The sequence below is a fragment of the Rhodoflexus sp. genome (assembly GCF_053489755.1).
On sequence record NZ_JBRCHD010000015.1, the window covers coordinates 85,715 to 112,406 of the forward strand.

21 protein-coding genes are annotated in these 26,692 nt (G+C 48.4%); 12 read left to right on the forward strand and 9 right to left on the reverse strand.

Going from position 1 to position 26,692, the window contains the following annotated elements; genetic code table 11:
- Nucleotide 1: 1 nt before the first annotated feature.
- Entirely contained in the window at nt 2–3,043 is a 3,042-nt protein-coding gene (locus ACWIP2_RS03685; RefSeq protein WP_448518550.1) for a PKD domain-containing protein, read from the reverse strand.
- Between the two features lie 183 nt (nt 3,044–3,226).
- On the reverse strand, nt 3,227–4,387 hold the full coding sequence (locus ACWIP2_RS03690) for a glycosyltransferase family 2 protein (RefSeq protein ID WP_448518551.1): 1,161 nt from the start codon (nt 4,385–4,387) through the stop codon (nt 3,227–3,229).
- A gap of 108 nt (nt 4,388–4,495) precedes the next feature.
- Between ACWIP2_RS03690 and ACWIP2_RS03695 the strand changes: the two genes are divergently transcribed.
- The 7 genes from ACWIP2_RS03695 to ACWIP2_RS03725 all read left to right on the forward strand — a co-directional run bounded on the left by ACWIP2_RS03695 (nt 4,496) and on the right by ACWIP2_RS03725 (nt 13,921).
- Nucleotides 4,496–5,125 carry an HAD family hydrolase gene (locus tag ACWIP2_RS03695; RefSeq protein WP_448518552.1) on the forward strand — a complete coding sequence of 210 codons (630 nt, stop codon included), beginning with the start codon at nt 4,496–4,498 and terminating at the stop codon, nt 5,123–5,125.
- 97 nt (nt 5,126–5,222) lie between these two features.
- Nucleotides 5,223–7,472 (forward strand): exopolysaccharide transport family protein, encoded by a 2,250-nt coding sequence (locus ACWIP2_RS03700; protein ID WP_448518553.1) that lies wholly within the window; start codon nt 5,223–5,225, stop codon nt 7,470–7,472.
- A 128-nt stretch (nt 7,473–7,600) separates the two neighbouring features.
- Entirely contained in the window at nt 7,601–9,094 is a 1,494-nt protein-coding gene (locus tag ACWIP2_RS03705) for an O-antigen ligase family protein (RefSeq protein ID WP_448518554.1), read from the forward strand.
- Between the two features lie 30 nt (nt 9,095–9,124).
- A complete protein-coding gene (locus tag ACWIP2_RS03710; protein WP_448518555.1) occupies nt 9,125–9,856 on the forward strand; it encodes a TolC family protein in 732 nt (243 codons plus the stop codon).
- A 16-nt stretch (nt 9,857–9,872) separates the two neighbouring features.
- Entirely contained in the window at nt 9,873–11,228 is a 1,356-nt protein-coding gene (locus ACWIP2_RS03715; protein WP_448518556.1) for an oligosaccharide flippase family protein, read from the forward strand.
- Entirely contained in the window at nt 11,221–12,876 is a 1,656-nt protein-coding gene (locus tag ACWIP2_RS03720) for a hypothetical protein (protein ID WP_448518557.1), read from the forward strand. The genes ACWIP2_RS03715 and ACWIP2_RS03720 overlap by 8 nt, the downstream gene beginning before the upstream one ends.
- Entirely contained in the window at nt 12,869–13,921 is a 1,053-nt protein-coding gene (locus tag ACWIP2_RS03725) for an acyltransferase family protein (protein ID WP_448518558.1), read from the forward strand. The genes ACWIP2_RS03720 and ACWIP2_RS03725 overlap by 8 nt, the downstream gene beginning before the upstream one ends.
- A gap of 2 nt (nt 13,922–13,923) precedes the next feature.
- On the opposite strand, the gene ACWIP2_RS03730 is transcribed toward ACWIP2_RS03725, so the two are convergent.
- From ACWIP2_RS03730 to ACWIP2_RS03760, 7 genes are all read right to left on the reverse strand, one after another.
- Nucleotides 13,924–15,132 carry a glycosyltransferase gene (locus ACWIP2_RS03730; protein ID WP_448518559.1) on the reverse strand — a complete coding sequence of 403 codons (1,209 nt, stop codon included), beginning with the start codon at nt 15,130–15,132 and terminating at the stop codon, nt 13,924–13,926.
- An 11-nt stretch (nt 15,133–15,143) separates the two neighbouring features.
- Nucleotides 15,144–15,926, reverse strand: a complete 783-nt coding sequence (locus tag ACWIP2_RS03735) for a class I SAM-dependent methyltransferase (protein ID WP_448518560.1) — start codon at nt 15,924–15,926, stop codon at nt 15,144–15,146.
- 61 nt (nt 15,927–15,987) lie between these two features.
- Complete coding sequence (locus ACWIP2_RS03740) at nt 15,988–17,295, reverse strand: glycosyltransferase family 4 protein (protein ID WP_448518561.1); 1,308 nt, start codon at nt 17,293–17,295, stop codon at nt 15,988–15,990.
- A 26-nt stretch (nt 17,296–17,321) separates the two neighbouring features.
- On the reverse strand, nt 17,322–18,533 hold the full coding sequence (locus ACWIP2_RS03745) for a hypothetical protein (RefSeq protein ID WP_448518562.1): 1,212 nt from the start codon (nt 18,531–18,533) through the stop codon (nt 17,322–17,324).
- Between the two features lie 33 nt (nt 18,534–18,566).
- Nucleotides 18,567–19,592 (reverse strand): NAD-dependent epimerase/dehydratase family protein, encoded by a 1,026-nt coding sequence (locus ACWIP2_RS03750; RefSeq protein ID WP_448518563.1) that lies wholly within the window; start codon nt 19,590–19,592, stop codon nt 18,567–18,569.
- A gap of 67 nt (nt 19,593–19,659) precedes the next feature.
- The gene (locus ACWIP2_RS03755; protein WP_448518564.1) at nt 19,660–20,577 is read right to left on the reverse strand and encodes a glycosyltransferase family 2 protein; all 918 of its coding nucleotides are present in this window, start codon (nt 20,575–20,577) and stop codon (nt 19,660–19,662) included.
- Between the two features lie 45 nt (nt 20,578–20,622).
- Nucleotides 20,623–21,645 carry a sugar transferase gene (locus tag ACWIP2_RS03760; protein WP_448518565.1) on the reverse strand — a complete coding sequence of 341 codons (1,023 nt, stop codon included), beginning with the start codon at nt 21,643–21,645 and terminating at the stop codon, nt 20,623–20,625.
- A gap of 554 nt (nt 21,646–22,199) precedes the next feature.
- Here ACWIP2_RS03760 and ACWIP2_RS03765 point away from each other — a divergent pair.
- From ACWIP2_RS03765 to ACWIP2_RS03785, 5 genes are read left to right on the forward strand one after another with little or no spacing between them, the layout of a single operon-like run.
- On the forward strand, nt 22,200–22,802 hold the full coding sequence (locus ACWIP2_RS03765) for an ABC transporter ATP-binding protein (RefSeq protein ID WP_448518566.1): 603 nt from the start codon (nt 22,200–22,202) through the stop codon (nt 22,800–22,802).
- A gap of 12 nt (nt 22,803–22,814) precedes the next feature.
- Nucleotides 22,815–24,065: an ABC transporter permease gene (locus ACWIP2_RS03770; RefSeq protein ID WP_448518567.1), complete on the forward strand. Its 1,251-nt coding sequence runs from the start codon at nt 22,815–22,817 to the stop codon at nt 24,063–24,065.
- Nucleotides 24,066–24,109: 44 nt separating this feature from the next.
- Complete coding sequence (locus ACWIP2_RS03775) at nt 24,110–24,592, forward strand: DUF3299 domain-containing protein (protein WP_448518568.1); 483 nt, start codon at nt 24,110–24,112, stop codon at nt 24,590–24,592.
- Between the two features lie 8 nt (nt 24,593–24,600).
- Nucleotides 24,601–25,581 (forward strand): hypothetical protein, encoded by a 981-nt coding sequence (locus ACWIP2_RS03780; protein WP_448518569.1) that lies wholly within the window; start codon nt 24,601–24,603, stop codon nt 25,579–25,581.
- Nucleotides 25,582–26,691, forward strand: coding sequence for a DegT/DnrJ/EryC1/StrS family aminotransferase (locus ACWIP2_RS03785; protein ID WP_448518570.1), 1,110 nt, complete (start codon nt 25,582–25,584; stop codon nt 26,689–26,691).
- Nucleotide 26,692: the final 1 nt, after the last annotated feature.

Below are 26,692 nucleotides of genomic sequence, written 5' to 3' on the forward strand. Positions count from 1 at the left end.
ACTATCTCACGATGTTAAGTGCGCCATTAATTACCTTCGATGATCGTTTTGCCCGAATCGTATAAAAATAGGTGCCGGAAGGCAGTGGCACTCCGTCTTTGGATACACCATCCCAGTCGTTGTTATAGCTGTCCGCATGATAGACAATTTTACCCATGCGATCAAATACGGTAACTGAAAGCTCGCCCTCTTCATTTATTACCCATATATCGCCAATGCCATCGTTGTTAGGCGACAGCACTTTCTGAATATAACGCTTGTCGCGCAGGCGCGTAGGGTCGTCGGGATTAGCAGCCATTACAATATCGACCGTAATGGTTACTGTTGCTGATGCCGACAAACCACCCGCATCAGTTGCTGACAAGCGGAATACGTACTCGCCACGCGTTAGTCCTGTAACGGTTGTTTCTTCTCTGTTTGGAGTAGTAATAACTGCGCCAGACGGACCGGAAACCTGTACCCACAGGATCGAAGTAATATTGTTATCGGGATCGGAAACAGTACCGCCGAGCACTACATTGTTAGTGTTAATCGTGCGGTTCTTGCCTGCACTCACTACCGGGGAGCGATTAGGCGCTGGATTGACTGTAATGGTTACATCTGCATTCGCTGTCGCACCTGCATTGTCTGTCGCGGTCAGGCGGAAGACGTAGGTGCCTTGTACCAAGCCCGATACTGTTGTACTCAATGCTGTGTTGCTGGCAATCGTCGCCGTGTTCGGTCCGGATACCTGTGTCCAGCGAGTCGATGCTACTGTCCCGTCAGGATCTGATGCTGTGCCTGTTAAGGTCGTGCTGTTGGTGGGAAGCGTGATACTGCGATTAGTACCTGCGCTTACTACAGGGGGACGATTAGGCGCAGGATTCACCGTAACGCTTACATCTGCACTTGCCGTTGCGCCTGCATTGTCGGTCGCTGTCAATCGAAAAACATAAGTGCCTTGTACCAAGCCCGATACTGTTGTACTCAATGCTGTGTTGCTGGCAATCGTCGCCGTGTTCGGTCCGGATACCTGTGTCCAGCGCGTAGTTGCTATTGTACCGTCGGGATCGGATGCTGTGCCTGTTAAGGTCGTGCTGTTGGTGGGAAGCGTGATACTGCGATTAGTACCTGCGCTTACTACAGGGGGACGATTCTGATGATTTGTACCTGCGACTACTACCTCAACCTCTCTTGCATTAGTAGCGCCGTCATTATCCGTTACGGTGAGTCTGTATCTGAATGTACCCGGAACAAGGTTAGAAAGCGTTAAAACAGGGGTCAGATTACCTTGTACTTGCAGTGCAGGCTCAATTACCAATGCGCCCAGATAGCCAAACAGCGCACTTGACAGTTTTTCAACCACGATTTGTACCTCGCCGTTGCTGTTAGGCTGGATATTATTCAGCCATACAAGCTGCGAGGTATTATTGCTCGCATTAAGTACCACACTTTGATTACCAATAGTATAGCGGGTATTTCTGTCGCCGCTGCCTGCCCTGCTGGCAAAAAATCCGAAGCGATAAGTCGTGCCGGCTCTCAAACCTCTGACTTGCAGCGGATGCGTACCGGTTTCAAACCAGAAACACGAGCGCATGACATTATCAGGTAAGATACCTGCGTTATTGGCAGTAGCTCCAAACTCATTGTACCCGCCCCAGCTGGATTGTAGCGTAATATTGATGGGAGATGCCTGTCCGTTTCTGCTGAGCAAATTATTAATAACAGTACCATTGCTCGTAGCCGAACGCGTATTATTCCATGGAGCGCCTTGCTGGCTATTTCCTGTAAAATTCACCAACACGGCTTCTGGATGAGTCCCGATATTGATCTGCTCCCATCGGAATGCTGTAATTGTGCCATCGGGATCGTATGACTGGCTGCCATCTAAAGTGATTTGCAAGGCCGGTAAAGTAACACTTCTGTTAGGACCGGGGTTAGCCACTGGCAGTAGATTGGTTCGCTCAACTCTTACTACTACCTCATCCGAAGAAGTTTTCCCGTTGGTACCTGTAACCGTCAGGCGGAAGGTAAATGTCCCCACGGGTACATTCAACAATGTCGGCGTGAGTGTATTGGCTTGTTGAATTGCAACAGCAGGACTGCCTGCAACCTGCGTCCATTGTACGGTTGATAATTGAGTCCCTTGTACGCTTACCGAACCGCGTAGTTGTACGCTGTTGACAGGGGCCTTAAGTTTCATATCCTGACCTGCATTGGCAGTAATCCTATCTTTACTGTGGCGCAGCATCCATTCGTACACGTGCATATCCTTTACCACAGGATCTACTACCGCAGGGTTGAGGCTGTAGGTCATGCCCCAGATGTTATGTCCCGCACCTTCATAAAGTGTTAGACGGGGACGGGGATTGGGTGGAGTCGGATGATTATTAAGGCTGTTGATCCAGTTCTGTGTCGTCCCAACGCGCACCACGTTATCGGCTGTACCATGAGTCGCCCAAATAGGGATATTATTGGTTGCCAGAGCGTTTACTTTCGTTGTGTTAGCGCCCGATGCGCCGCAGACGGCAACCATTGCCGCCACTTTCTGCGGATAGGCGGCAACGTAGTCCCATGTGCCGCCGCCGCCGAGGCTAAGTCCTGTAACATAGATTCGAGACTCATCTACCCGATAGGTCGCCTTGGCATGTTCTACTACCTGATCAACATACCAGGCGGGCCAACTTCCGTACTGGGACAATAGCTGCGGCGCAAGCACAATAAAGGAGAACGTTTGCCCATTGACCATAAAAGTCATGTCGTTGCCGCTGTCTGCCAAGCCTATAGGAGTTCCTCTCGTAACCACACGGCGCAAGTCTGTAGTGCCATTACCACGTTCGCCTATGCCGTGCAGGAAGATCATTAGCGGGTGTTTTTTATTACCATTGTTGTAGTCAGGAGGTAGAAATTCCATAAATCCGATACCGCCTGATGTGCGTTGCTCTCTTAATCTTTGGGAAAGCGCCGGTAAAATATTTCCAATGAACAGGATAGAAAGCAAAAGTAATTTCCATTCAAACATTCTTTTTTTTACCATTTGTTGCTCTAAAGAAGTTGTTACCATGACAAAGTGCGTTTGAGCCATACCATAGCTTTGTGAAGTCTGCCGGCGCATTATTGCCTTACTTTTGAACGGTAAACATATAACTATATTGCCCAAAAATATAAATTTTCAAATAAAAAATTAGATTTAAAAAATTTTAGGTGTAGAAAACTATTGCCAAAAATCAATAAACACACTTGTTTGTTAGCCCCGTTTTGCCTTCTCCCAGAGGACAGACTGGCGACCTCTCAGGTAGCGCAGCAGCCCCAGAAAAACGCAATAGTTCATCATGGCAAAATAAAAAGGAATAAAAAACGCTTTGATCTTGATATTTTGAGCAGCCAGCAGCCAGCCTATCACTACAGCAGTATAAAAAGCCGCCTGACCTGCAAGCAGCAACTGATAAATAGTCCCTGCATCCCAAAGCAACCAATTGAGCGGCAGTACGAGCAGCAGCGCCACCGGAGTCAGCGACCAGCGCAATACCCGATGCGATATATACTGGAAACTGAGCCTGCCATAGCGGAAAATATTGAGCAGCGGAGCTAGCCATACAATAGACTGGATGCCACCGGCACTGATGCGGATTTTGCGCTTCATCTCCTCGCCGATATTAGCTGAGGCAGACTCCAGCGCATAGGCTTCGGGCGCATAAGCTACGCGATAGCCCTTGGCTGCCACTCGCATTGAAATCATAAAATCGTCCAGCAAGGTATTGGGCGGTACGGCTTCGTACAGCTCTCGACGGATGGAGAAAAGTTCGCCCGCAGCGCCTACCACGCTGTATAGCTCATAGTCTAAGCACTTGAGAAAACTCTCATATTTCCAGTAGATCCCCTCGCCTGCCGTAGCCCCACCCGCATCGGCAACTCTTTTCTCGCCTGCTACCGCACCAACATCGGCATGTTGGTAATGCTTCACTATCTCGCGGATGGCTGCGCGATTGAGCATCGTATTAGCATCGGTAAAGATGCAGATTTCGCCTGTAGCAAACTGCATGGCACGATGCACTGCCGCTATTTTACCTGCCCGTTCAGGCTTGTGCAGGCACATGATCCGTTCGGAAAACTGCCGCAGCAGCGTGGGCGTGTTGTCTGTTGAACCGTCTGTTACAAAAATGATCTGGAGTTTCTCCTGCGGATAATCCAACAACAAAGTATCATTGGCTTTTGCAACAATATAGTCTTGCTCGTTGTAAGCTGCGACAATAAAACTGACAGTCGGCAGTTGTGCATCGGGCAGCAAGGGCGTTTGGCGCACAGGATGCAAGTAACGCCTTACCTTCACTATCAGCCACAAAAGAGCGCCATAGCCAACATACGTATAGCCTATTAATAAGAGACAAAACCAGAACAAAGCAATCATAAGCGCAAAATCAGGCGGCAATATAACAAGGTGACAAAAGATAGCACACCTTGTTTTTACTGAAAAATTCCGACCTTGACCCCTGATACTGACAAACAAATAACATTTATGGAGGTAAATACCCCTCAAGTCAGGTCGGATGGTGGCAGCAAAGTGCTCGCGCTGTTCGATTTCGATGGTACTATTACTCGCAAAGACACACTCTTCGACTTTGCTCGCTATTCCTTCGGGGAGGTCGTCTTTTTGAAGCGCCTGTTGCGAATTGCTCCACTTCTTGCTGCACATAAAATTGGTTTGGTATCGGCTACGGCTGCAAAAGAGGCCTTTCTAAGTGCCTTTTTTGGAGGAATGCCCGTAGCAACATTTGAGCAACTGGCGACTAAATACAGTTTAGAGCGCGTGCCCGCGCTACTCCGCCCCAAAGCAAAAGAGCGGATTTACAGCCACTTGGAACAAAAACACACTGTAGTAATCGTCAGCGCTTCAGCCGAAAATTGGATTAAGCCTTGGGCAGATCTGGAGGGAATCTCAGTTATAGGAAGCATTTTAGCTATAAAAAACAATAAAATTACCGGAAAACTTGCATCAAAAAATTGCAATGGCGAGGAAAAGGTTACACGAATCAAACAAGTTTTCGATCTCTCAAAATACTCCTATATATATGCTTATGGCGACAGCAAAGGCGATAAGCAAATGCTCGGCTTAGCAAACGAATATTTTTTTCGATATTTTTCTTGATATTTATCGCTATTTTATTACATTTGAGCATACAAAGTAATATTTGGTTTAAATATTGCAATTTTTGATTTAAGCAATAAAAAATTGTACTTATCCTATGGAATTATACCTCATTTTTCGTGCGCTCTACAGAAAGAAATTCTGGCTGATCGGACTATCGCTGGTGGTAATGACTTTGGCTTACTTTTTGGCAGCGCGCTTCGACAGGCTGTATCAGTCATCAACCAAAATTGCTACGGGCTTCACTGTTGTCAATAAATTAGAGCAAGAAGAAAAGATCGGCGGCTTCTACGAAACCGACCTGAAATTCAACAACCTGATCGAAAACCTGAACTCGCCCATCGTTATCGGGCAGTTGAGCTATCGGCTAATCATTAACGATCTGACCGAGCCTGTTCCCTTCCAAAACCCTCTGACCAAAGAGGGCAAGCCGCTGCTCAATGCGGCTAAAAAAGAGGTTTTGATAAAGCAATTCCGCAGCCGCTTAGCCGCCATGCGCATTCTAAATATGGGCGACTCCGAAGACCGGCAGCTGCTCGAAATCCTCGAAAAATATGGCTACTCAGAAAAACAGCTCAGGGACGTTATACAGGTTTACCGCAATGGCTTTACAGATTATGTAACCATTGCCGCTACGACAGACAATCCGCAACTGTCCGCTTTTATCGTAAATACTATCTTCGAAGAATTTTCGCGCTACAACAATACTGTTAATACCATCAAAGCCTCTGAAACAGTCGAGCGCTTAGATAGCTTACTAAAAGCCAAGCAACAAGCCAAAGAACTGGCAATGGAGGCCTACAAAGAATATCAGCGGACTGCCAATTTGATTGACTTAGATATTGAAGGGGATGCTGCACTAAAACAAATTAGCAGCTTAGAAGAAAAAATAACCGACGAACAGACCAAGCTCCGCCGGGCAGAGTTGGCGCTGATTGAGGTAGAAGCCAAAATTGCTAAGTTGGAAGAAGATATCAAAGGAAACGCCCAGTCTTCTACCAGCGGCAATCAGGCGATACGCAAGTTGAATCAGACACTGGTGATACTCGAGCAACGCCGCAAACGCAATCCTGACAGCCAGTCTATTAGAGACTCGATCATTATGATCAATACCGAACTGAGCAGACTTGGAGCAAGCCCTGTCGCGGGGATCAATGCCACAACTCGTTTAGAGGAACTCTACGATCAGCGGAGCGAGAACCGAACACAGATAGCAACCAGCAGACAAACGCTGGAAACGCTCAATAATCGCCTTAAGGCTGTTGCAGGCACCAAATCTACATTCGCCCAAAAGGGCGCCCGCATCAAACTTTTACAAGAAAATTTAGATCTGGCGAGCAAAGAATACGAAGAAGTCCTTCAACGCTACAATAAGGTACTGGAAGGCAAAAACTTTATGAGCGGCATTAAGCAGGTGATCGTAGGGCAGCCCGCGCAGGAGTCCCAACGTTCTAAGCGATTACTCATCACACTCATTGCAGGGGCAGGTGCTTTGTTAATTGCGCTGATGGTGATTGTATTGCTTGAATTTATTGATAACCGCCTCCGCACGCCTTCTATATTTACCTCGCGCACCAAAGTGCCGCTGATAGCCGTGTTGCCTGTGTTGAACATGCGCCAACACAGTCCTGAGTCTTTGTTTGAGTTCCCATTAGCCAAAGAAGCATCACCTTCGGTAACAACAAAAGAACCTGCCAAAGTGCTTGCCGCAGGACTCAATTTCAAAAGACGCAACGCTGTGCAGCAAACAACTGAAAAGTTGTTCAAAGAAAACATTCGCCTGCTGCGCTACCAAATAGAATCTTCCGGAAAAAAGGTCTGCCTGTTTAGCAGCCTGCAAAGCGGCAAAGGTAAAACAACAATCATCAGATCCCTTGCCGGCGCATTGGTGCGGGCAGGAAAAAGGGTGCTGATCATAGATGCCAACTTTGCCAATAACGAGTTGAGCAAAATATATGAAGCACAGCTACGCATAGAGAATGTTCTGAAAGAAATCAACCTTTCCTACAACGTCATCCCTTCTTCGGACAATGGCAATCAGATCCGCGTGATTGGCTGCCAGGGCGGCGATCATTCGCTCTGGGAAATTGCTTCGGCAGCACAACTACAGCGTCTGATCAGTTTTTATGCACAACTCTACGATTTTATTCTGATCGAGTGTGCAGACATGGCACACCACGCAGACTTGTGGGAAATTAAGCGGCACGTCGATATGATCGTTTGTGTGATTTCTGCCGAAGAAGCACCTGACCAGCGCGACATGAATCACTTGGCGCAACTCAAGAAACAAGAGGCCTTCCTCGGGACAGTCCTCAATATGGTAGCGCCTGAAAATATTGGCTATTAAGCATCAGCGGCATGGATCAAGATCATCAAAGTAAACGCGCAGGAGAACTGCTGGCACAGGCAGCAGCCATAGCAGCAGCTATTTTCGCTGTGGTTTACAGTTTTATCAAGATAATTTTTCTCTAAGAGATGAATGCAAACTTGCCCACAGCGCCCCTATGGAAAACATGGCTTTGGCAGTCTCAGCAGTATTTTAACAGGCTTATCATTGTAGAAAAGCTCAACAACTGGTTAGGTCTGGTTGTAGCCACAGGCATTGTCCTGATGGGCTTGACCGCTGTTTATCGGCTCAGTATGACAGCAGCGCTGGCGCTCGTAGCGCTGCCTATAGGCGTACTTGTACTGCTCTTTTGTTTGCGCAACCGCATTTTTGCCATTACCTGCGGCTTTTTGGTGAGTTACAACAGCCCTGTCATCAGCAGGTACACGGGCTTAACTATCCCCTACGGAGTCATTACGGACGCTCTTGTCATTATCATGGCGCTGGGTACTTTTATCAGCATTCGGCAGTCGGGCAAACCTTTTGCCTCCTTTTGGAATCCGGTTACTGTCCTGATTAGCGCAGGGATTGGCTATATATTCATTCAGGCGATGAACCCCGAATTGATGAGCTATACCGGCTACCTGATCGGCTTGCGCCGCACAGTGATAACGTTTCTGTTCCAAGCAGTGCTTTTTTACGAGATAGACTCGCTGCGCAAACTGACCGCCCTTTTCAAAGTCATGCTGGGAACGGCTTTTATCGCCTGCTTGTACGGCTGCTACTGCGAGTGGTTCGGCTTGCCGGACTTCGAATACCGCTTTCTGGTAGCGCACCCGCGTGAAATGAAACTTTATTTTATAGACGGACGATTCCGCATTTTTTCTACCCTGACCGATCCTTCGTCTTTTGGTATTTTGATGGCAGTATCGGCTATTACCTGCCTTGGCTTGCTGCTTGCTCCGCTCCGCAAGCGCGTTAAAACAATACTTTTAGTCATGGCTGTATTTTTTGTACTGTGCCTGTTCTATTCCGGCACCAGAACAGCTTACGCCATCTTTTTTGTAAGTATTTTTATGTTGATGCTGCTCAATCTGTACCGGAAGATTGTGCTGCCGATGATGGTGCTGACAGGGGGCATGCTGGTATTCATCCTCTATGTCCCGATCTACAATAACCTGATTATCAACCGTGTCAGGTCGGTATTTAAGCCGACAAAAGATGCTTCCATGAACGTGCGCGAAGTCAATCGCCATGCCATACAGCCCTACATCTGGAGTCATCCGATTGGCGGCGGCGTTGGTACAAGCGGCGACCTTGGCAAAGATACACAGCCCAAACACCCGCTGGCAGGCTTTCCGCCTGATAGTGGTTACGTCATGACGGCTATTGAAACCGGCTGGATCGGCTTACTGCTGCGCTGTGCAACCTATCTTGCAGTGATGATCTATGCCATCCGGCAACTGTTTTTATGCCGCAAAAGCCTGACCCGCGCCTTCTATGGGGTAGCTATTGCCATTATTTTCAGTATCTCCATCGGGCAGCTTACACAGTCATCAGATATTATCATCTTCCACATCATGCTGCTGTTAGTTGCCAAAATGCGCTATCTTGAACAAGCGCCGAAACCTGCACAAGCCTAAACCTATTCTTACAATCAAACTTCTATCCCTATGTGGTACAACAGATTACTCTTGTATGCAATTAGCGCACTTTTTACATCGCTGAGTTACGCTCAGACAGTCTCCTCGCCTAAGGTTGTTTACGAGAAAATCATTTTGCCTGAAATTTCGGACACAACCAATATCAGAGAGCGGATTGTTTTTCTTGCATGGCAGAACAACCCTGCCATTAGGCGCAGCATGTTGCGCAAAGAAATAAGCGACGCTAACGTGCGCATAGCGCGCTCCGGATGGCTGGCTGCTTTTCGCATCATTGGCAACCTGAACGAGTTTAACATCGGCCCAACCTTTGGCCGAGATACCGATCTGCCGCAAAACTTCTTCTTTCCGCGCTACAATTTTGGGGTGGCTATCGGACTGGATTACTTCAGCCGCAACAAGAATGAAGTCAAAATCGCCAAAGCCGAGCGCGAGATTTCGCGGGAAGACCACAACCTGCTCAAGCTCCAGATCCGGGCAGACGCTTTGAGCAAGTATCAGATCTACTATACCGCACGCGAACTTTTCCGCTTCCAACAGGAAATTACAGAAGATGCGTATGTCAAATACCTGAGCATAGAACAGCAGTTCAAAAACGGCGAACGCTCGCTGGAGGATTATGAAAATGCGCTGCGCGGCTACAAAAACGAGCAGATCCGCAGGCTGACCTCCGAACGCGAATTCTTCTTGGCCAAATACGATCTGGAAAAGCTCATAGGTGTACCTATCGAACAGGTGAAATAACCCCGTTGCGTTATTCATGCGTCTGTCCAAGTCTTACTGGATCAAGTCCGGCTTATTTGCGCTGGCTCAGCGGCTCTCCGTTGCACTTTGCACCATCCTGTCTTTTCTTATATTAGTCAGGTTGTTCAGCAAGGCGCAGCAAGGAATCTATGATCTTTTTCTGGTAACGGCGGGCATGATAGAACTGCTCAAACTTGCACTGATTAAGAATGCCTCTGTAGCTTTCATCAACAGCAAGAAGATGAACGAGCAATCGGTATATGATGCAGCTTTTTGGCTCAATACAGGCTTTTCGGCAACTGCCATTGCGCTGATCTGCATATTTGCCCCTGCCCTAAGCCGATGGTTGGACGCACCGGAGCTTTCCGGTCTGTTGATCTACTACATTCCCGCAATGTTGCTCTTAGTTGTATTCAACCACTTCGAGGTGTTTTTCTTTACACAGGCAAATTTTCGGGCGATTTTCTTCATCCACCTGACCCGTCAGGCTACCGTTTTGCTCTGCGTAGCCCTACTGGCCATCTACAGCACCCTTTCCGACATTCGCCTGCTAATTCTGATACAAACGATTGGTATTATCGGGGGAACAGCTGTGGGCTTCCGGCTTGCCCATAGACACCTCCGCCCGCCTGCTGCAAGGCTGTTAGACAAGCAGACCATTGTTCAGATGTTGCAATTTGGCAAGTATGTATTCGGCACCAACCTCTCATCTACGATCTACCGCAGCGCCGATCGCTACCTGATTGCAGCAGCTATCGGACCTATCGGAACGGCACTCTACGGCGTTTCGGGGCGCATCACTAATATGATTGACCTGCCGTCGGGCGCTATCAGCGAGATCTCTTTCCCAAAAACGGTAAAGGCAATGGCTGAACAGGGCAAACAGGGCGTTGCTGAGCTTTTCGAGTGGGCAGTAGCAGCCAATATGGTCTTTTTGCTGCCTGCTACGCTGCTTGCTATGCTAATACCTGAAATGTTGCTTTGGGCTGTAGCAGGCAAAGACTACACCGAAGCGGCTGAAATCCTGCGCTGGATATTGCTCGCGGGGCTTTTTATTCCTTTCTTTCGGCAGTTTGGCAATACACTCGACGCCGTAGGCAGGCCGGAACTCAACTTTCGCGTCAACCTCATCATCGCCTTTTTTTGCATTGGCTTTGAGATATTGTTCATACGGCTGCTGGGCAAAAGCGGAGCTGCTATTGGTTTGCTCGCGGGAACAAGCTGCGGAGCCTTGGTTGCCTACCAAGTGTTGCAAAAGCAAGTGCCTGTCCGCCTGCGGGCAATTCTCGGAAAAATTGGGCTTGCTTACCGCAATATTTACCTGAAAATGCTAACCCTGACCAACAAACAAACCACTCCGACCAATGAATAAACAACGATTGACCAAAGGCTTCTTCCTGACTGCCGAACTGCTGCTGATCATTGCTTTCTCTATCATCCCGCTATTGATCGAATACAACTATCGGATCAATATTTTCCTCTCTTGGGAGGGTGCTTACAGGCTTTATCTGGGGCAGATCCCTTATCGCGACTTTGGATTGCCGCTCGGCTTTGGCTATTGGCTGCTGCCCGCCGCATTCTTTTTCATCTTCGGCCCTTTTATGACAACGCTGATAAAAACGCAGGTTTTTATCAATATCGTGTCCGGCATCATCTTCAGAGGTATCCTCAATACGCTGGGCATCCAGCCGCAGGTGCGCTTTATTGCCGTGCTGACCTTCTGTCTTTCCTATATCCTGCTCAACATATGGCCCTGGTACAACCATTCGGTCATTTTTTTCCAACTGGCAGGGCTGTACTTCCTGCTGCGGCATATGCTCCAGCGCCCTTCGTTTCTGAATCTGGCAGCGGCCGCATTCTTCCTGTTCCTGTCGTTTTTTACCAAGCAAGATGCTGGGGCTATGGGGCTGCTCATCGCGCTGGCGCTGCTCTTGTACCACAGTATCGCCAATAAACAGATTGGCTCGCTGTTTTTCTTCAGCCTTTTCTACATTGGCTTTGCCTGTCTTTTTATCCTGCCTTTCTATGAAAGCGGCTTTACCTACTGGTTCAACTACGGGCAAGCACCTCATCACTCGCGGGTAGCGCTGCCCGACTTTGTAGCCGAGTTTCTGACCGGATCTAAGTGGGAGAAATTCTACCTGCTCGTAACTCTACTCATATTAGTCAATAAGCTCATAGAAGCGCCCAAGTGGACAGAAGTGTTATCCGATCAGCGCTTTATGGTCTTCGTCTTGCTGACAATGGGCATCCTGACAGAGGCTTTGCTTTTTCAGGTTACGAGCTATGTTCCGCCGGACAATCATATTTTCTTTCACAGCTTTGCTGTAGCCTTTGCCTTTTCTTACCTGAATATTGGTACGTATATCAATCGGCTGATTCCTTTCACAATTATCGCCCTGATGACAGTGCTTTTCTGGGGCAACTACTACTGGCGACATATCAACAACCGCCTGCTGCCATTGATCAGCCCACCCAAAACGGCGGTAGTAACGGGTGAAAATATTATTTCGCGCAACACCTATATCCTCCCCGACCCTGTGGAAGATTCGCTGGCAAAGGCCGCGGCCGAATGGGTGCCTATCAAAGGCTACCGCGCTTTTGAAAAAATGAAGATGCACCCGACAACCGCAGCAGGCATCAATCGCCTGATGCAACTGCCGATAGTACGAGAGAAGAATAAAAAACTGCGCGTACTCAACATGACCGAACTCACCCCGCTGGCCTATGAAATGCCCTACGAGCCTGAAAGAAACGTTCCGCTGTGGCATCATCTCGGGGTTGGGATGTTCAACAAGCAGGTAGATGAGTTTTGCCGTAAAATCCAACAGCAACACTACGACATCGCATTGTTTGAAGCCATCCCCAAACTCAATAACTTCTATCCATGGGAAGTGCAGCGCTGTTTGCGGCAGCATTATGTACGGATAGATAGTTTCCCCGGACCGCGACAGTCGCAGGTTTCGTATATCGAGGTGTACGTGCGCCCGTCGGCAAAACCCGAAGTGCCCAATGAATAAGCCTACTGCTACGCGCCGATTAGACTGGATAGACTACGCACGTGGGATAGCCATTATTATGGTCGTTTACCGCCATGCCTACGAAGGTGTGTCGCACATGGACATCGGCAGCGACTTGCCCTATGGAGCGTATCTGTTGCAGGAAAGCACCTTCAATCTGCGAATGCCGATGTTCTTCATCGTGGCGGGTATCTTTGTGAGAAGCAGCCTCGCCAAACGCGGCTGGACTGCGTTTACAAGATACAAGTTGCAAACCTTGCTCTATCCTTACCTGATATGGACAACTATACAGGTAACTGTGCAGATACTGGCTGCACCTTACACCAACTTTCAGCAAGACTGGTCGGGCTATCTCGATATTTTGTACCAGCCTCGCGAACTGGTGCAATTCTGGTTTTTATATGCCCTGCTTGCAATCAACCTGATTTATGCTGCCCTGATCTATGCAGGCAATCTGTCCAAAAAACAAATGCTTGCCATTGGTCTGATGCTTTTCTACCTAGGTGCAACTTTTGTTCAGCGCTGGTTTGCCCTAAACGATATTTTCTTTTTCCTGATCTACTTTGCCATCGGCGATGCAGTCGGTAAGTACCTACTGACCGAAGAAATTGCAGCACGCATAGCCTCATGGAAAAGTTTTGCGGTTTTGCTGCCCGCAACAATAGCAGCGCAATACCTGTGGTTGGAACTGTATGCAGGAACAATGGTTCATGCAGAAATGGACGTGGCAGGTCGCACGGTTTTTCTTGTTGTCTCAATATTTGGCGAAGCGCTTATTCTTCAGGTAGCTTTTATGCTGGCAGAACATAACCTCTGGCAGTGGTTGCGCTATGTCGGCAGCCACTCGCTGTATATTTATGTGATGCACTTTCTGGTGATTTCTACGCTGCGGGTAGGTGCAAGCCGGCTGCTGGGCATCAAAGAACCCGTATTGTTGCTCGTGTTGATTACAATTGGCGGAATTGTTCTCCCGATTGTCTTCTACCGCATCAGCCGCGGCACATGGTTAGAAAAACTTTTCTCTCCGAAACTCTCGGAAGTATAGGGCTACTCTTTCCCCTGCACCCTTTCTATATCCTCGATAAAAAGTACTTGATGATGGTCTGTAGCCAAAAACGAGCGGTTTGCCTGATCCATTTTGAGCAGCGCCCGCACTTGTCGGAGAAATAAGCTGGGAATGTGCCCAAGAACTTGCCAAAAGCCATGCAGCACTCCTTCGACGGCGAAAATGCCAACGTGCGCCAACATAAAAAGCACCATTGCCAACAGCCAACCAGCAACAGCTAACCAGCTGCCACCAAGCAGGTACAACAGACTGATAATCAGCCAGCAACCCAGCAAAATAAAAACAGGAGGGCGCAAAATGAGCAAGCCAAAATAGATATTGCCAATCTTGAAGCGGCTCAGGCTCTCCCACAGGAAACGCGCCCCCTCGCCCCAATAGCGAAAATAAGTGTAGATCCAGCGCGTCCGTTGTTTTTGAAAGGCCGCAGGGTCGCTCACTTTTTCATCGTAAACTACTGCCTCGTCGGCATAGGCAATGCGCGTTTGGCGCACTACTTCCAACTGTAGTTTTTTATCGAAGCCACCAAGCATATTGCCAAAATTGATCTGCCGATACAGTTCATAGGCAACAACAAAACCTTTACCATCAATAGCAGAAGAGCAGCCCATCGCCATCGAAGCCTTTCGATACAGAAAATTGTTCATTATTTCGCCCAACTCGTCCATGCGGGCGTAGGCAGCTTCAGGCTGTTTGCCTTTGATATGCCCCATAACGGCACGATAACCCTTGTTGAAATACGTATTCATCCGCTCAAAAAAGCGGCGATGTACCAGATTGTCCGCATCAAAAATCACCAATGCATCGGGCGTAGTACCAAAATTGGCAAGCGCATAGGCAATAGATTTCACTTTGGAATGCAGCGGCTGAGGCGGCACGAGCAGCCGCACCCGCGAATCGGCGATAACAGGCAGCAAGTCGGCAGCGCAATCGTCTGCTACCACGTAAATAGCAACATGCGGATAGGTTTGCCTCAGCAGTGAGTCTACGATGGGCAGGATAAAGCGACTGTCCTGATAGATCGTAACAATCGCAGCAAAGCGGTAATTTTTCTGTACGGTTGCAGGTGGCAGATTTTTTTTAGGGGCAGCCTTGTAGCCTAACATTGCAACAAGGGGCTGCAAGAGATAAAACGCCAGCAGCGCCTGTACGGGCAGCAGCAAATACAACAACCATTGAAGAATGATGTCCATTCATTGCCTCCTTATTGTCGTTTCCAGACCGTAAAGAAACCACTGGAGCATACGTCGGGCAGACGATCGGCGATGTTACAATCAATTTTTTGCAGCACCCGCACCCGATTGGCAATAAAAGACAAGGGAAAAACATCGGCTATGAAATTCGCAACCCCAAAATCCTCTACGGTAAACCCGGTTGAATGCGCCAGTCGCTGCAAATCCTGCTTGGAAAAGAACTGCACATGGTCGAGGTTATCGGCATCTGACTGGATGGTATAGCCCTGATAGCCCATACCCTTTTTCAACTGCTGTACAGTTTTCCACAGAAATCCATTACTGGAGCGCAGTTTTAGCATCGGCTGTGTAACTAATACCTCGCGCGGGCCCTTTCCGTTGGGAACAGTTACCACCAAGCGACCTTGCGGATTGAGGATGTCATGTAGCACTGTCAGCAGTTTCTCAGGCTGGTGCAGATGCTCGATCACCTCGCTGCAAACGATCAGATCGTATCGGATATTTTCATCGCGCAGTTGCTCGGCGCTCAGTACGCGAAAGCTAACATTGGGAAAAGGATTTTGAGCTTCTGCCGTAGCAATGGTTTTATCGCTTACGTCTATTCCCAGTACGTTGTAGCCTTTTGCACCCAGATTGATACTGACGATGCCGTTGCCACAGCCCACATCGAGAATGTGCCCGTCTTTGGGCACAAATCGGGCAGCTTGCCACAAAATGTAGTTCAATCGTTTTAGGTCGCTCTCCCGTTCATAGGAAGGCAGCGTAGTGGGTAAAGTTTGCAGTAACTGTTCCATAGTAGTAGTTGTTAGTTCAAAAGATACGTATCCGATAAAGCCTTTGGCGTATTTTTCAAGATCAGGATTTTTTGACAAGAATATTTTCGTATACCGCAGCAATGCGAGCCGTCATTTTGTACACACTAAATTGCTCTTCTGCTGTTTGGCGAGCTGCCGCGCCGATTCTTTCGCACAACGTACTGTCTGCCGAAGTGCGCAAAATAGCATCTGTCAGAGCCTGTTCAGAGCCGGGCTGAATCAGTATCCCGTTTTGCTCGTGCTGTATCGCATTGCAAGTACCGTCTACCGCCGTAGCTATACAAGGCAAACTCATCGCCATCGCCTCTACTAAACCGATTGGTAAGCCCTCCCAAAGGGATGGCAAACAGTACACATTGCAGGCGGCAAGCAACTCGGGAATATCTGTTCGGAAACTTTGCAGACTTACTTTCTGCTGCAACAATTCCGAACTGCGGATAAGTGCCTCTGCATCGCTGCGCAGCTCCCCGTCCCCAACAAAAAGCAGATGCAGAGGGCTGTTGACTCCTCCGCTTTGCTGCAAGGCTTTCTCAAAGGCTTTCAGCATCAGCAGCGGCTGCTTCTGCTTGGTCATGCGGGCAATAAAGCCCAGCAAAAACGCATCAGCAGGAATACCAAGGTCGGGGCGCAGATCTTTTTTGACCTGCCTCCGATCAAATCGCACGGTATCAATGCCGTGCCGAATAGTAACCGAGCGAAAATTCGGTGAAAGCCGGACTCCTGTCTCATGATTTGAATCCGAAACTGTGATTACCTGACGGGCTGACTTGCACAGATATGCTTCTATAAACCGCCGTGCATAGTAGATATGCGCCGGCTGATCGGGATGAAACGACCAACCGTGGATCGTGTAAACAATCGGAATCTGCAACTTCTTGGCTGGCAACAGCAAATTGGTAAATGCACGGGTTCCGTGGATATGGATCAGGTCTATCTCTTCAGATTTGAGCAACTCGCTAACCTGCCTGCCTACCGAAAAATCGAAGGCACGGGTGCTTTCAATCACGTGTACCTTGTGGCCTAAGCTCCGCAGGCGATCAACCATTGCACCGGGAGTAAATGCAAGCACAACAGACTGATAATCAGAACGCTGCAAATGCGTTACCAAATCCATGACATGGCTTTCGCCGCCGCCGATGCTCCCTTGCCGAATGGCATGGAGTACTCGCACGGGCCGATGCGAAGCAGCCGTAGCCTGTGTCTGTGCCTGCTTTTCTACTGTATCAATCGAGTCTATATGCAAGCTACGCTTATCCTCATCCGAAAACACCTCGCTCGGAGCTAATGACAACTTCGTGCTGTATGTGGGGGGGCGAAAAAGCTGTTGTATGATGGAAGTAATGTTCATCGTTTAGAAAAGAAATTGGCTGAAAATCAACTGCGGGTGATGTAGTGAAAGACAATAGAGCCTATATTAAGCACAACGGCGTAAACTACCAGTGCCTTAGCTATCTTAGCGGGTATTCGATGCCAACCGCTGATAACAAGGATCATTAACAAAGGTAAGAAATCGAGTGTAAAACGCTGGGTATTCACCTGATGCCAGCCGTTGTTGTGGTAGCCAAGCAACAAAAAGGTAATGATACTTACAGCCGTTAGCGCAGCAATAAGCTGCATACGCGGCAAGCGTTGGTAAAAAGCTGCAAACAGGAAAGGACTGGCAACCGTCAGCGAAGTGCCAAACAGATCCATGCCTTGCGGCTGCATCCCATCAGCCCCACCAAAAACCACATCGTGTCCTTTGAGAAACAGGTAGTAAAAATTGAAGGGCATGTAGTGAAAGCTGAATACACCGTGTTGCTGCACGCGTTCGCCAAGAATACCTACGTATTTGAGGTACTGATAGCCGGTATCTAAGGGATTACCAAAGCGGGCATAATTGCAAAGCAGATAGACCGCAATAAAGGGCAAACTCACAGCAGCATACGTAAGTGCCGTTCTGAACCATTGCCTGTCTGCGCTCGAAAAAAGCGCCAACAGCACAAATAAACCGTAAAAAGCTGTCAGCTGTCTGCACAGGAAGGCTGCCCCAAAGTAGCAGGCAACTAACCATACGCGCTGTTTACCAAAAAACTCTTGCAAACCGCCCAGCAGAAAAGCAACACAAACAATGTGAGAAAGTGCTATTACATTGTGCGTTGTCAAAACCATTTGCGGAACGGCAGTGCCTGCAAAAAACGCAACCGTCAACCATTGCCTGCTGCTACTGTCTGCGCCAAGTGCCGTTGCAAGTCTGTCGAACCAGATCATTGCCAGATATAGCGCAAGGGCAGCCAGCACTACCGCCGTTACATTAGATACACCTACCACCGCAACCATCGGCAGCAACAACAGGGCAGGTATCGGCGGATAAACCACGTAAAACCTTTCCTGATAGATGGCCATATCGTGCTGGTAGAAAGGAATATCCATTCTGCCGTTTAACCATGCTTCTGCTTGCAATACGTGCATATTGATGTCTGCCGTATGATGCGCGCGCCATGCAACAGGTAAATGCGCCATCAGTATAAACAGCAGCAAAACGAGCGACTGTTTGTATAGCAAGGGCGCAGCAATAGAGAACGTATGCCTGAAAACAGTTTGCATAAAATCTATAACTAAGGGCTTGAAACAGGCAGATCAGGCGATTGCCTCTGCTTTTACCTGGCGGGTGAGCTGCGCCCAGCCTTCAGGTAGTTTTTCAGTGATTTCGATGTTGCCAAATTCGTTCGTTTGGCGAGCGCCCACTACTTTGGCCCAGGCAGCCATGCGTGCAATGCCTTCTTCGAGCGTTACGGCTGTGCTTTGCTTGAAAATGCGATGCGCCTTGCTGTGGTCTGAATACGCATGCAACACTTCGTTACGCGCCTGCAGATATTTGATTTCGGGCTGTACACCAAACTGACGGGCAACCACATGCGCCAATTCATTGACAGAATAAGGTTTGTCTGCCCCGATATTAAAAACTTCGTTGTATGCTTCAGGAACGTTTACACATTGTGCAATCGGAATTGCCACGTCGTCAATGTAGCTGAACGCTCGGGTCTGTGTGCCATCGCCAAAAATTGTCATTGGCGCATTTTGCATGATCTGATTCATAAAAATACCGATTACGTTGCGGTACTTATCGCCAATATTTTGGTTTTCACCATACACATTGTGCGGGCGAAAGATCACGTAGTTCAAACCAAACATTTCGTGAGCAGCCTTCAGGTCAAGCTCGCAGGCATATTTAGAAACACCGTAAGGATCTTCAGGTATGGGAATCATGTCTTCCGTCATCGGCAACTGTCCTGCACCGTAAACAGCAATAGACGAAGTGAATACAAAGCATTTCACCTTGTGCTTAACCGATTCGTTGATCAGGTTCACCGTTCCAATCAGGTTGGTGGTATAGTTATAGCGTCTGATGAAGTGCGACAGCCCCTCGGCTGCATAAGCTGCCAGGTGATATACGTAATCAAAGCGATACTCGTCGAAAAGGCGCGCAATCAGCGCATGGTCGGTAACAGAGCCTTTAACGAAAACAGCCCCCTGTGGAATGTGATCTTCAAAGCCTCCGCTCAAATCGTCTAATACAACAACTTGATGCCCTAAAGCAAGGCAATGGCGGGCAACATGTGAACCGATAAATCCGGCTCCGCCGGTTATGAGTGATGTATTCATTTTTTTGCAAGTATGTTAAGAAAGTGGATGGGTTGTCAATAGACACATGATCGTTGTGTTGTAGCCTTTAGGCTGCCTGTAGTTTAGCGGGGTTGATCCTTTCCAGATGCCATACGACTGCTTTCCAGAAAGACTTTAGATGATCGGTTTGTCTGTTTTTCAGATACCTAAGCACCGTAACAGGTGTGGTGAGGAAAATAAAATAAGCCAGAAAGAGCAGCAAATGTGCCTGTGAAATATTGCGGCGCATGTACCAGATGCGGTTGCGCGTCATCAGATATGCTTTGAAAGGGCTGTCCTTGCCAACTGTCATCGAAACTTTGTGGTAGATAACCGCCTTGTGCTGGTAAATGATCTGATAGCCTGCTTTGGTGATGCGGGCGCTCCAGTCCAACTCCTCGTAATAGATAAAAAAGGGTTCAAAAAACATACCCACCTGCTCAACGAGTTTGCGGCTGACCATCATCGCAGCACCGTGTGCAAACCATGTCGGCCCGCTTTGGTCGTATTGTCCCTTGTCCTCTTGGTTAGCTCCGATAGCTCCGCCACGCCCTGTAAAAGGGTTCATCGGCGTATAGCCTGCATATTGAATTATATTGGGGTGCGAAAAATACTTGATCTTAGGCGATACAGCCCCTACTTTTTCATTGTTCAGAAACGGCGCTATCAGTTGCTCGATCAGATCGGCATTATCGGGATAAATTTCAGTGTCGTTATTGACATTGAAAAAGAAATCGCCGCGAGCTTCGCGCATGCCCAAATTATGACCACCGGTAAAGCCCAGATTACTTGCCGAGCGAATCACTCGCACATGCGGAAAGCGATCGTGAATTGGCTGTGTAGGGTCTATCGTTGACCCATTGTCCACAATGATAATTTCATAATTGGGATAGCTCAGATAAGACATGGATTGGATAAAATCCATCGTCAGATCGAGTTGGTTGTAGTTAAGTGCAATAATGGATACCAAAGGGAATTTTTCCATGTGCGTATTGAATGAAGTTTAGTTGATTCAGTTGGCAGTTGTTGGCTATACGTCTTCCTTTTGGCGCAGCGCAGGAATCGTTTTTAAAATCAGCTTGAGGTCTTCTGCAAAAGAATTGTTGATGGCATAGCGCACATCCAAGTTGATGCGCTCTTCAACCGACATATCGCCTTTGCCGCGCTTGGTTACCTGCCAAAGTCCGGTCAGTCCCGCAGGTGCATTGAAACGCATCGCCCAACGGTCTTGTGTGAGGGTCTTTGCCTCGTACAGCGGCAGTGGACGATTACCGACAACTGACATATCGCCTTTGAGGATATTCCAGAGTTGTGGCAACTCATCTACACTCGTATTGCGCAGCCATTGACCGAAGCGAGTTACGCGCGGATCGTTTTTGATCTTAACAAACTTGGCTTTTTTGCTAGAAGTGTCTGCATCGTATTGGTTCAGGGTGCTGAGTTTGTCAAGTTCTTTGTCTGCGCCAACGCGCATCGTTCTGAATTTGTAAAAATCAAATATTTTGTAGCCTGTGCCTACACGCTTAGATATATAGAAAACAGGTGCATTTGGCTCTTGCAATTTGATGATGGCTGCTACAACCGCCAAAAACGGCAACAGGATCAGCAGCGCTGTGCCTGCAAACAGAACATCAAACGTGCGCTTCAAAAACCATCGGAAGCGATCTTTGAACAATGGGTTCGGTTCTGCGGGCAACTCTTCCGCTGCTTTTACCTTTGCCTGTATGTTTTTGTATTTTTTCAGGAAGCGAATGCGCAAATCCAATTTCTGAGGATCCAGATCCCAGCCATATACATCGTCTGCACTGACTAAGATTGCTTTCTGACGTGCTTGGTTATCTAACTTGTCAGCCAATAAGATGAAAGGAATGCTGCGAAGCGAGTCTGACCGGCGGAGGTGCTCCTGAAAAGCTCTGATCTCTTCTGTACTCATCGTATAGTCGCAAATAATCGCGTCAGGTAAAAACAGGTTATTTGCTGCCCGATGCATCAACCATTCTACGGCGCGTACCCAATACTCAAATGTCAGCCCTGCATAACCTGTCTGTACCATTTTTGTGCAAATATGAATTGCATTCTCGCCAACATACAGCAGGTTTGGAATTAACAATTTGTAGATATCAGTAGGGCTAGTAGCAAAGATAGTATGCATAGAAACTGATTCGTCCCGATGATTTTCTGTAAAAGTATCCATAGTCAGTTAGGTATTCAGTTAGTTTAGCGATGACCCAAAGTAACAAAATGAAACTTTTAATAGCAAATCATTACAATAATTTGTTTACGTAATATTTTTAATAAAAAACAAACATTTTTCACCTAAAATCAGTGTTTTTAGTGTATAAATACAATAAACACTTGAATAGTTAATGTAATAAACAAGTTTGTTTTTGCATTTCTTATAACTAAAAGTACTCATAATGCCGTTTTTTGCTCAAAAATTTACGAAATACACGAACCTTAGAACAACTTGGGTTGCAAAACCGCGCCCTGAAGAACTAAAAAGTGTGAAAACAAGCGCTTGCAACTATGTTGCGGGAGGGAATATGGCGATTATGAATGAATTTTGCGTGCAAGCGCTTACCTATGATCGAAACAACCGAATTATCCATGATCTTCGAAGGGGGCAGGCAGTTGACATTTGCGCCCTGGCAGGTAGAACAAGGCGAGGCAAGCCTGCTGATTGGCGGATCGGGAAGCGGCAAAACTACGCTGCTCCATATGCTCGCAGGTTTGAGACAGCCCTCTTCGGGGACAATCCGCATTGCAGGTACAGACCTTTCCAAGCTGTCCAAAGCCGAAGCAGACCGCTTCAGAGGGCGCTCCATCGGTTTGATATTTCAGCAACCGCACCTATTGCCGTCCTTGACGCTTACGCAGAACTTGGCAGCAGCGCAGTACTTTGCAGACTTGCCCGCAGACCGAAAGCGCATTGTTGAAGTCATTGCCGAGCTAAACCTCAGCCACCGCGCCGATGCCTTTCCGCACCAACTAAGTCAAGGTGAACAGCAACGCGCTGCCATTGCCCGCGCCATGCTTAACCAACCCAAAGTGATACTGGCAGACGAACCGACGGCAAGTCTGGACGATGATAACTGCCGCGCCGTCGCAGATCTGCTCCGCTCGCAAGCCGCCCGCTATAACGCCACGCTCATTATCGCTACGCATGACGGGCGGCTCAAAAGCCTCTTCCCACGCCATCGCAGCCTTTAACCAAACACCGCTATGAACCTGTTTTTCATCAGCTTTCAATACATTAAATCCCGACCGCTGAGCAATTTGCTCAATACACTGATTTTAGCGCTGGGAATTGCCGTTATCATCTTTTTGTTGCTGGCAAGTCATCAGTTAGAGGACAAGCTCACCCGCAACGCTAAGGGGATTGATCTGGTAGTTGGCTCGAAGGGCAGCCCCATGCAACTGATTTTGTCTGCTATTTTCCATATAGACTATCCAACGGGCAATATCGGATTGGAAGAAGCCCGCGCATTGGTGCGCCACCCGATGGTGAAGCACAGCATCCCTATGGCGCTGGGCGACAGCTACAAAGGCTTTCGCATTGTCGGTACTGACAGCCGCTATCCGGAGCATTACAAGGCAGCAATAGCCGAAGGGCGCTGGTGGAAAGAAGATATGGAGGCTACAATAGGCAGCAAAGTAGCGCGGGCAAGCGGGCTGAAAATTGGCGACCGATTCGCAGGCGCGCATGGCATGGGCCAGAGTGTAGGCGACGAGCACAGCGACCATTTGTATGTCGTTACAGGAATTATGCAACCTTCGGGTACAGTATTGGATAACCTCATACTGACAACCATCGGCAGCGTTTGGCTCGTACACGAAGAACACAGCGAGGCAGACAGCACCGCCCATTTGCCTATCATTACCGATCAGCCCGATACACTCAACGGGCTACCTCCGGGCAAAGAAGGCCGAGAACTGACCGCCATGCTGATCAGGTATCGGAATCCGATGGCAGCTATCCAGCTGCCGCGCTATGTAAACGCACAAAGTCGCTTACAGGCCGCCTCGCCTGCTGTAGAAGTGGCACGCCTCTTCCGCATTTTGGGAGTAGGAGTAACTATTGCTCAGGGATTTTCGTATCTCATTATCGCTGTGGCAGGATTAAGTATTTTTATTGCACTTTACAATGCACTCAAAGAACGCCGCTACGACCTGGCGGTGATGCGAGCGCTGGGAGCTTCCCAACAAACTCTCTTTGCGCTGGTTATACTGGAAGGTTTACTGATCGCACTGGCAGGTAGCCTGTTTGGCATTGTTTTAGGACACGCAATGGCAGAAGGCATTGGCTACTTGGGAGAGGAAGCAGAACAGGCGGAGTTTACTGGACTGATTTTTCTGGCAGAGGAATGGCTGGTTTTGGGCGGAGCATTGCTCATCGGGCTGCTGACTGCACTGATCCCCGCTGTTGGCGCTTACCGAACCGATATTTCATCGGTTTTAGCCAAAGGCGAATAGCGGCCAACCTTAGTAAATTTGTTATCCTTAATCTATACACAAGCATGACCCAAATAGTAAAAGCATTTTCCATAACCCTGACACTTGTTTTGCTGACTTCGGCAAAGCCCTTGCAAAAGCCTTCCACAGGGGAAAATATGCAGCCTATCAAGCTCACTTGGGAAACCCTAGCTAAAATCAAATGGGAGCAGCGCTTCAACAAAAAATACAACCAAAAATTCAACTATCCTCTCTTTGACGACGCTGTGAAGGCACTGGAAGGCAAGGAGGTTGTTATTAAAGGTTTTTTGTTGCCGGTAGATGTGGGTAACGAATGCCTTGTGCTTTCGCGCTACCCCTACGAAAGTTGCTTTTTCTGCGGCGGAGCGGGCGGCCCCGAATCGGTAATGGAGGTCTATATGAAAACTCCGATGCGCATTAACCGCAAAACAGTGAGTTTCAAAGGAAAACTCCGCCTCAACGGAACGGATGTAGATTACCTGATTTACATTCTGGACGAAGCGGAAGTAGTGCCCGATATGCCTTAGTTTCGCCAATGCCTTACACAGTGTGCAAGTATGCCGACCAGCAGCAGCTGTGGAATGACTTTATAGCACAAGCTAAAAACACTTCCTTCCTGTTCCACAGGGATTTTATTGCCTATCACGGCAGCCGCTTTGAGGATTATTCCCTGATGGTTTTTGAAGGCAATTCGCTGCGGGCAGTGCTTCCTGCCAACCTGACAGCAGAGGGCTTGTTCAGTCATCAAGGCTTATCTTACGGCGGTTTGGTCATTGACCGTGCCGCTACTATGCCCCAAGTAGTAGCGATGATGCGCGAAATACTTGCCTTTCTTTGTGAAAAAAACATTCAAAAGTGCCACCTCAAGCTAATTCCTACGATCTACCACCGCTACCCTGCCAATGAAATTGATTGGATCTTATTTCGGTTGCAGGCAGTACTCTACCGCAGAGATTTTGCTACCGTAGTTGATAACAGCGTCGCCGAACTGCCTTGGCAGCAGCGTCGGGTACGCGCCGCCAAAAAAGCAGCCCAAAAGCAGGCGATTATCCGCTCAGGGTACGAAGAGCTTGCCCCCTTCTGGGAGCAAGTCCTGATTCCTAACCTAAGCATCAGGCACGGGCTTTCGCCTGTGCATACATTAGACGAGATTCAACATTTGGCCCGCCTTTTTCCCAGACAAATTATCCAGCACAATATCTACCTCACAGCAAGTGAGCCGGCAGCAGGTTGTACTATCTTCCTCAACGATCGGGTAGCACATGCGCAGTACATCGCCAACAACCCCTCACAGATGAACTCCGGTTGTTTAGATCTGCTGTTTGAAAAGCTCATACGCGAAACTTATCGCTATTGTCGTTACTTTAGCTTTGGTATTTCCAACGAAAATCAGGGGCTACTCATCAACAAAGGTTTGACCGAGTGGAAAGAGGGCTTCGGCGGCAGGACAATCACACACGACTTTTACGAAATTGCGACGGCAAACTATCCGCTTTTAGACAACTGCTTTGTATAGATGCAAGTACCTTTCCTCAATCTGCAACCTGCGCACAGCGCCTTACAGAGCGAAATGACCGAAGCATTTCAGCGGGTGTACAACCGCAACCGATTTGTGCTCGGCAGCGAGCTTACTGCATTTGAAGCAGCCTATGCACAGTTGAGCGGTGTTTCGCACGCCATCGGTGTGAGCAGCGGATTGGATGCGCTCTTTTTGGCACTGAAAGCCTGCGGTATTGGCGCAGGCGACGAGGTAATTGTGCCTGCACATACCTACATCGGTACATGGTTGGCAGTAAGCCACCTCGGTGCAATACCTGTACCTGTTGAACCCGATCCGATTACCTGCAACATAGATCCGCAGCAGATCGCACAGGCAATTACTCCCGCTACGCGGGCAATAATTCCCGTGCATCTTTACGGACAAGCCTGTGCCATGCAGGATTTGATAGATATTGCAGCACAATATCAACTCAAAGTAGTGGAAGACAACGCGCAGGCACATCTGGCAACCTTTGACGGCAAACCAACAGGCAGTTGGGGGCATGCCAACGCAAGCAGCTTCTACCCTGCCAAAAATCTGGGAGCGCTGGGCGACGCAGGCGCTGTAACGACCGATGACGAGGCGATTGCCGAAAAAATACGCAACCTGCGCAACTACGGTTCACCAAGCAAGTACATCCACCAAGAAATTGGCTACAATATGCGGCTGGATGAGCTGCAAGCGGCTTTTCTTTCAGTCAAAATCCGCTCGCTGCACAAATGGACGGCCCAGCGGCAGGCAATTGCAGCCTTCTATCAATCTGCCCTGCAAGGCATCGGCGACCTGATACTGCCTGCCGTACATCCTCTGGCAAGCCATGTGTACCATCTCTATGTGGTGCGGACTGCCCAACGCGATGCCCTGCAAAATTATCTTGCCGCACACGGGATCGGGACGCTCATCCACTACCCGACCCCACCGCATTTGCAGCCTGCTTACCGCGATTTAGGTTTTCGGGCAGGCGACTTTCCAATCGCAGAGCAACTGGCAGCCACCTGCCTCAGCCTCCCACTCTGGCCGGGAATGGGCGAGGCGCAGTTGCAATATGTAAGCTCAACCATTTGTCAATTTTATAACCAGCAATAGC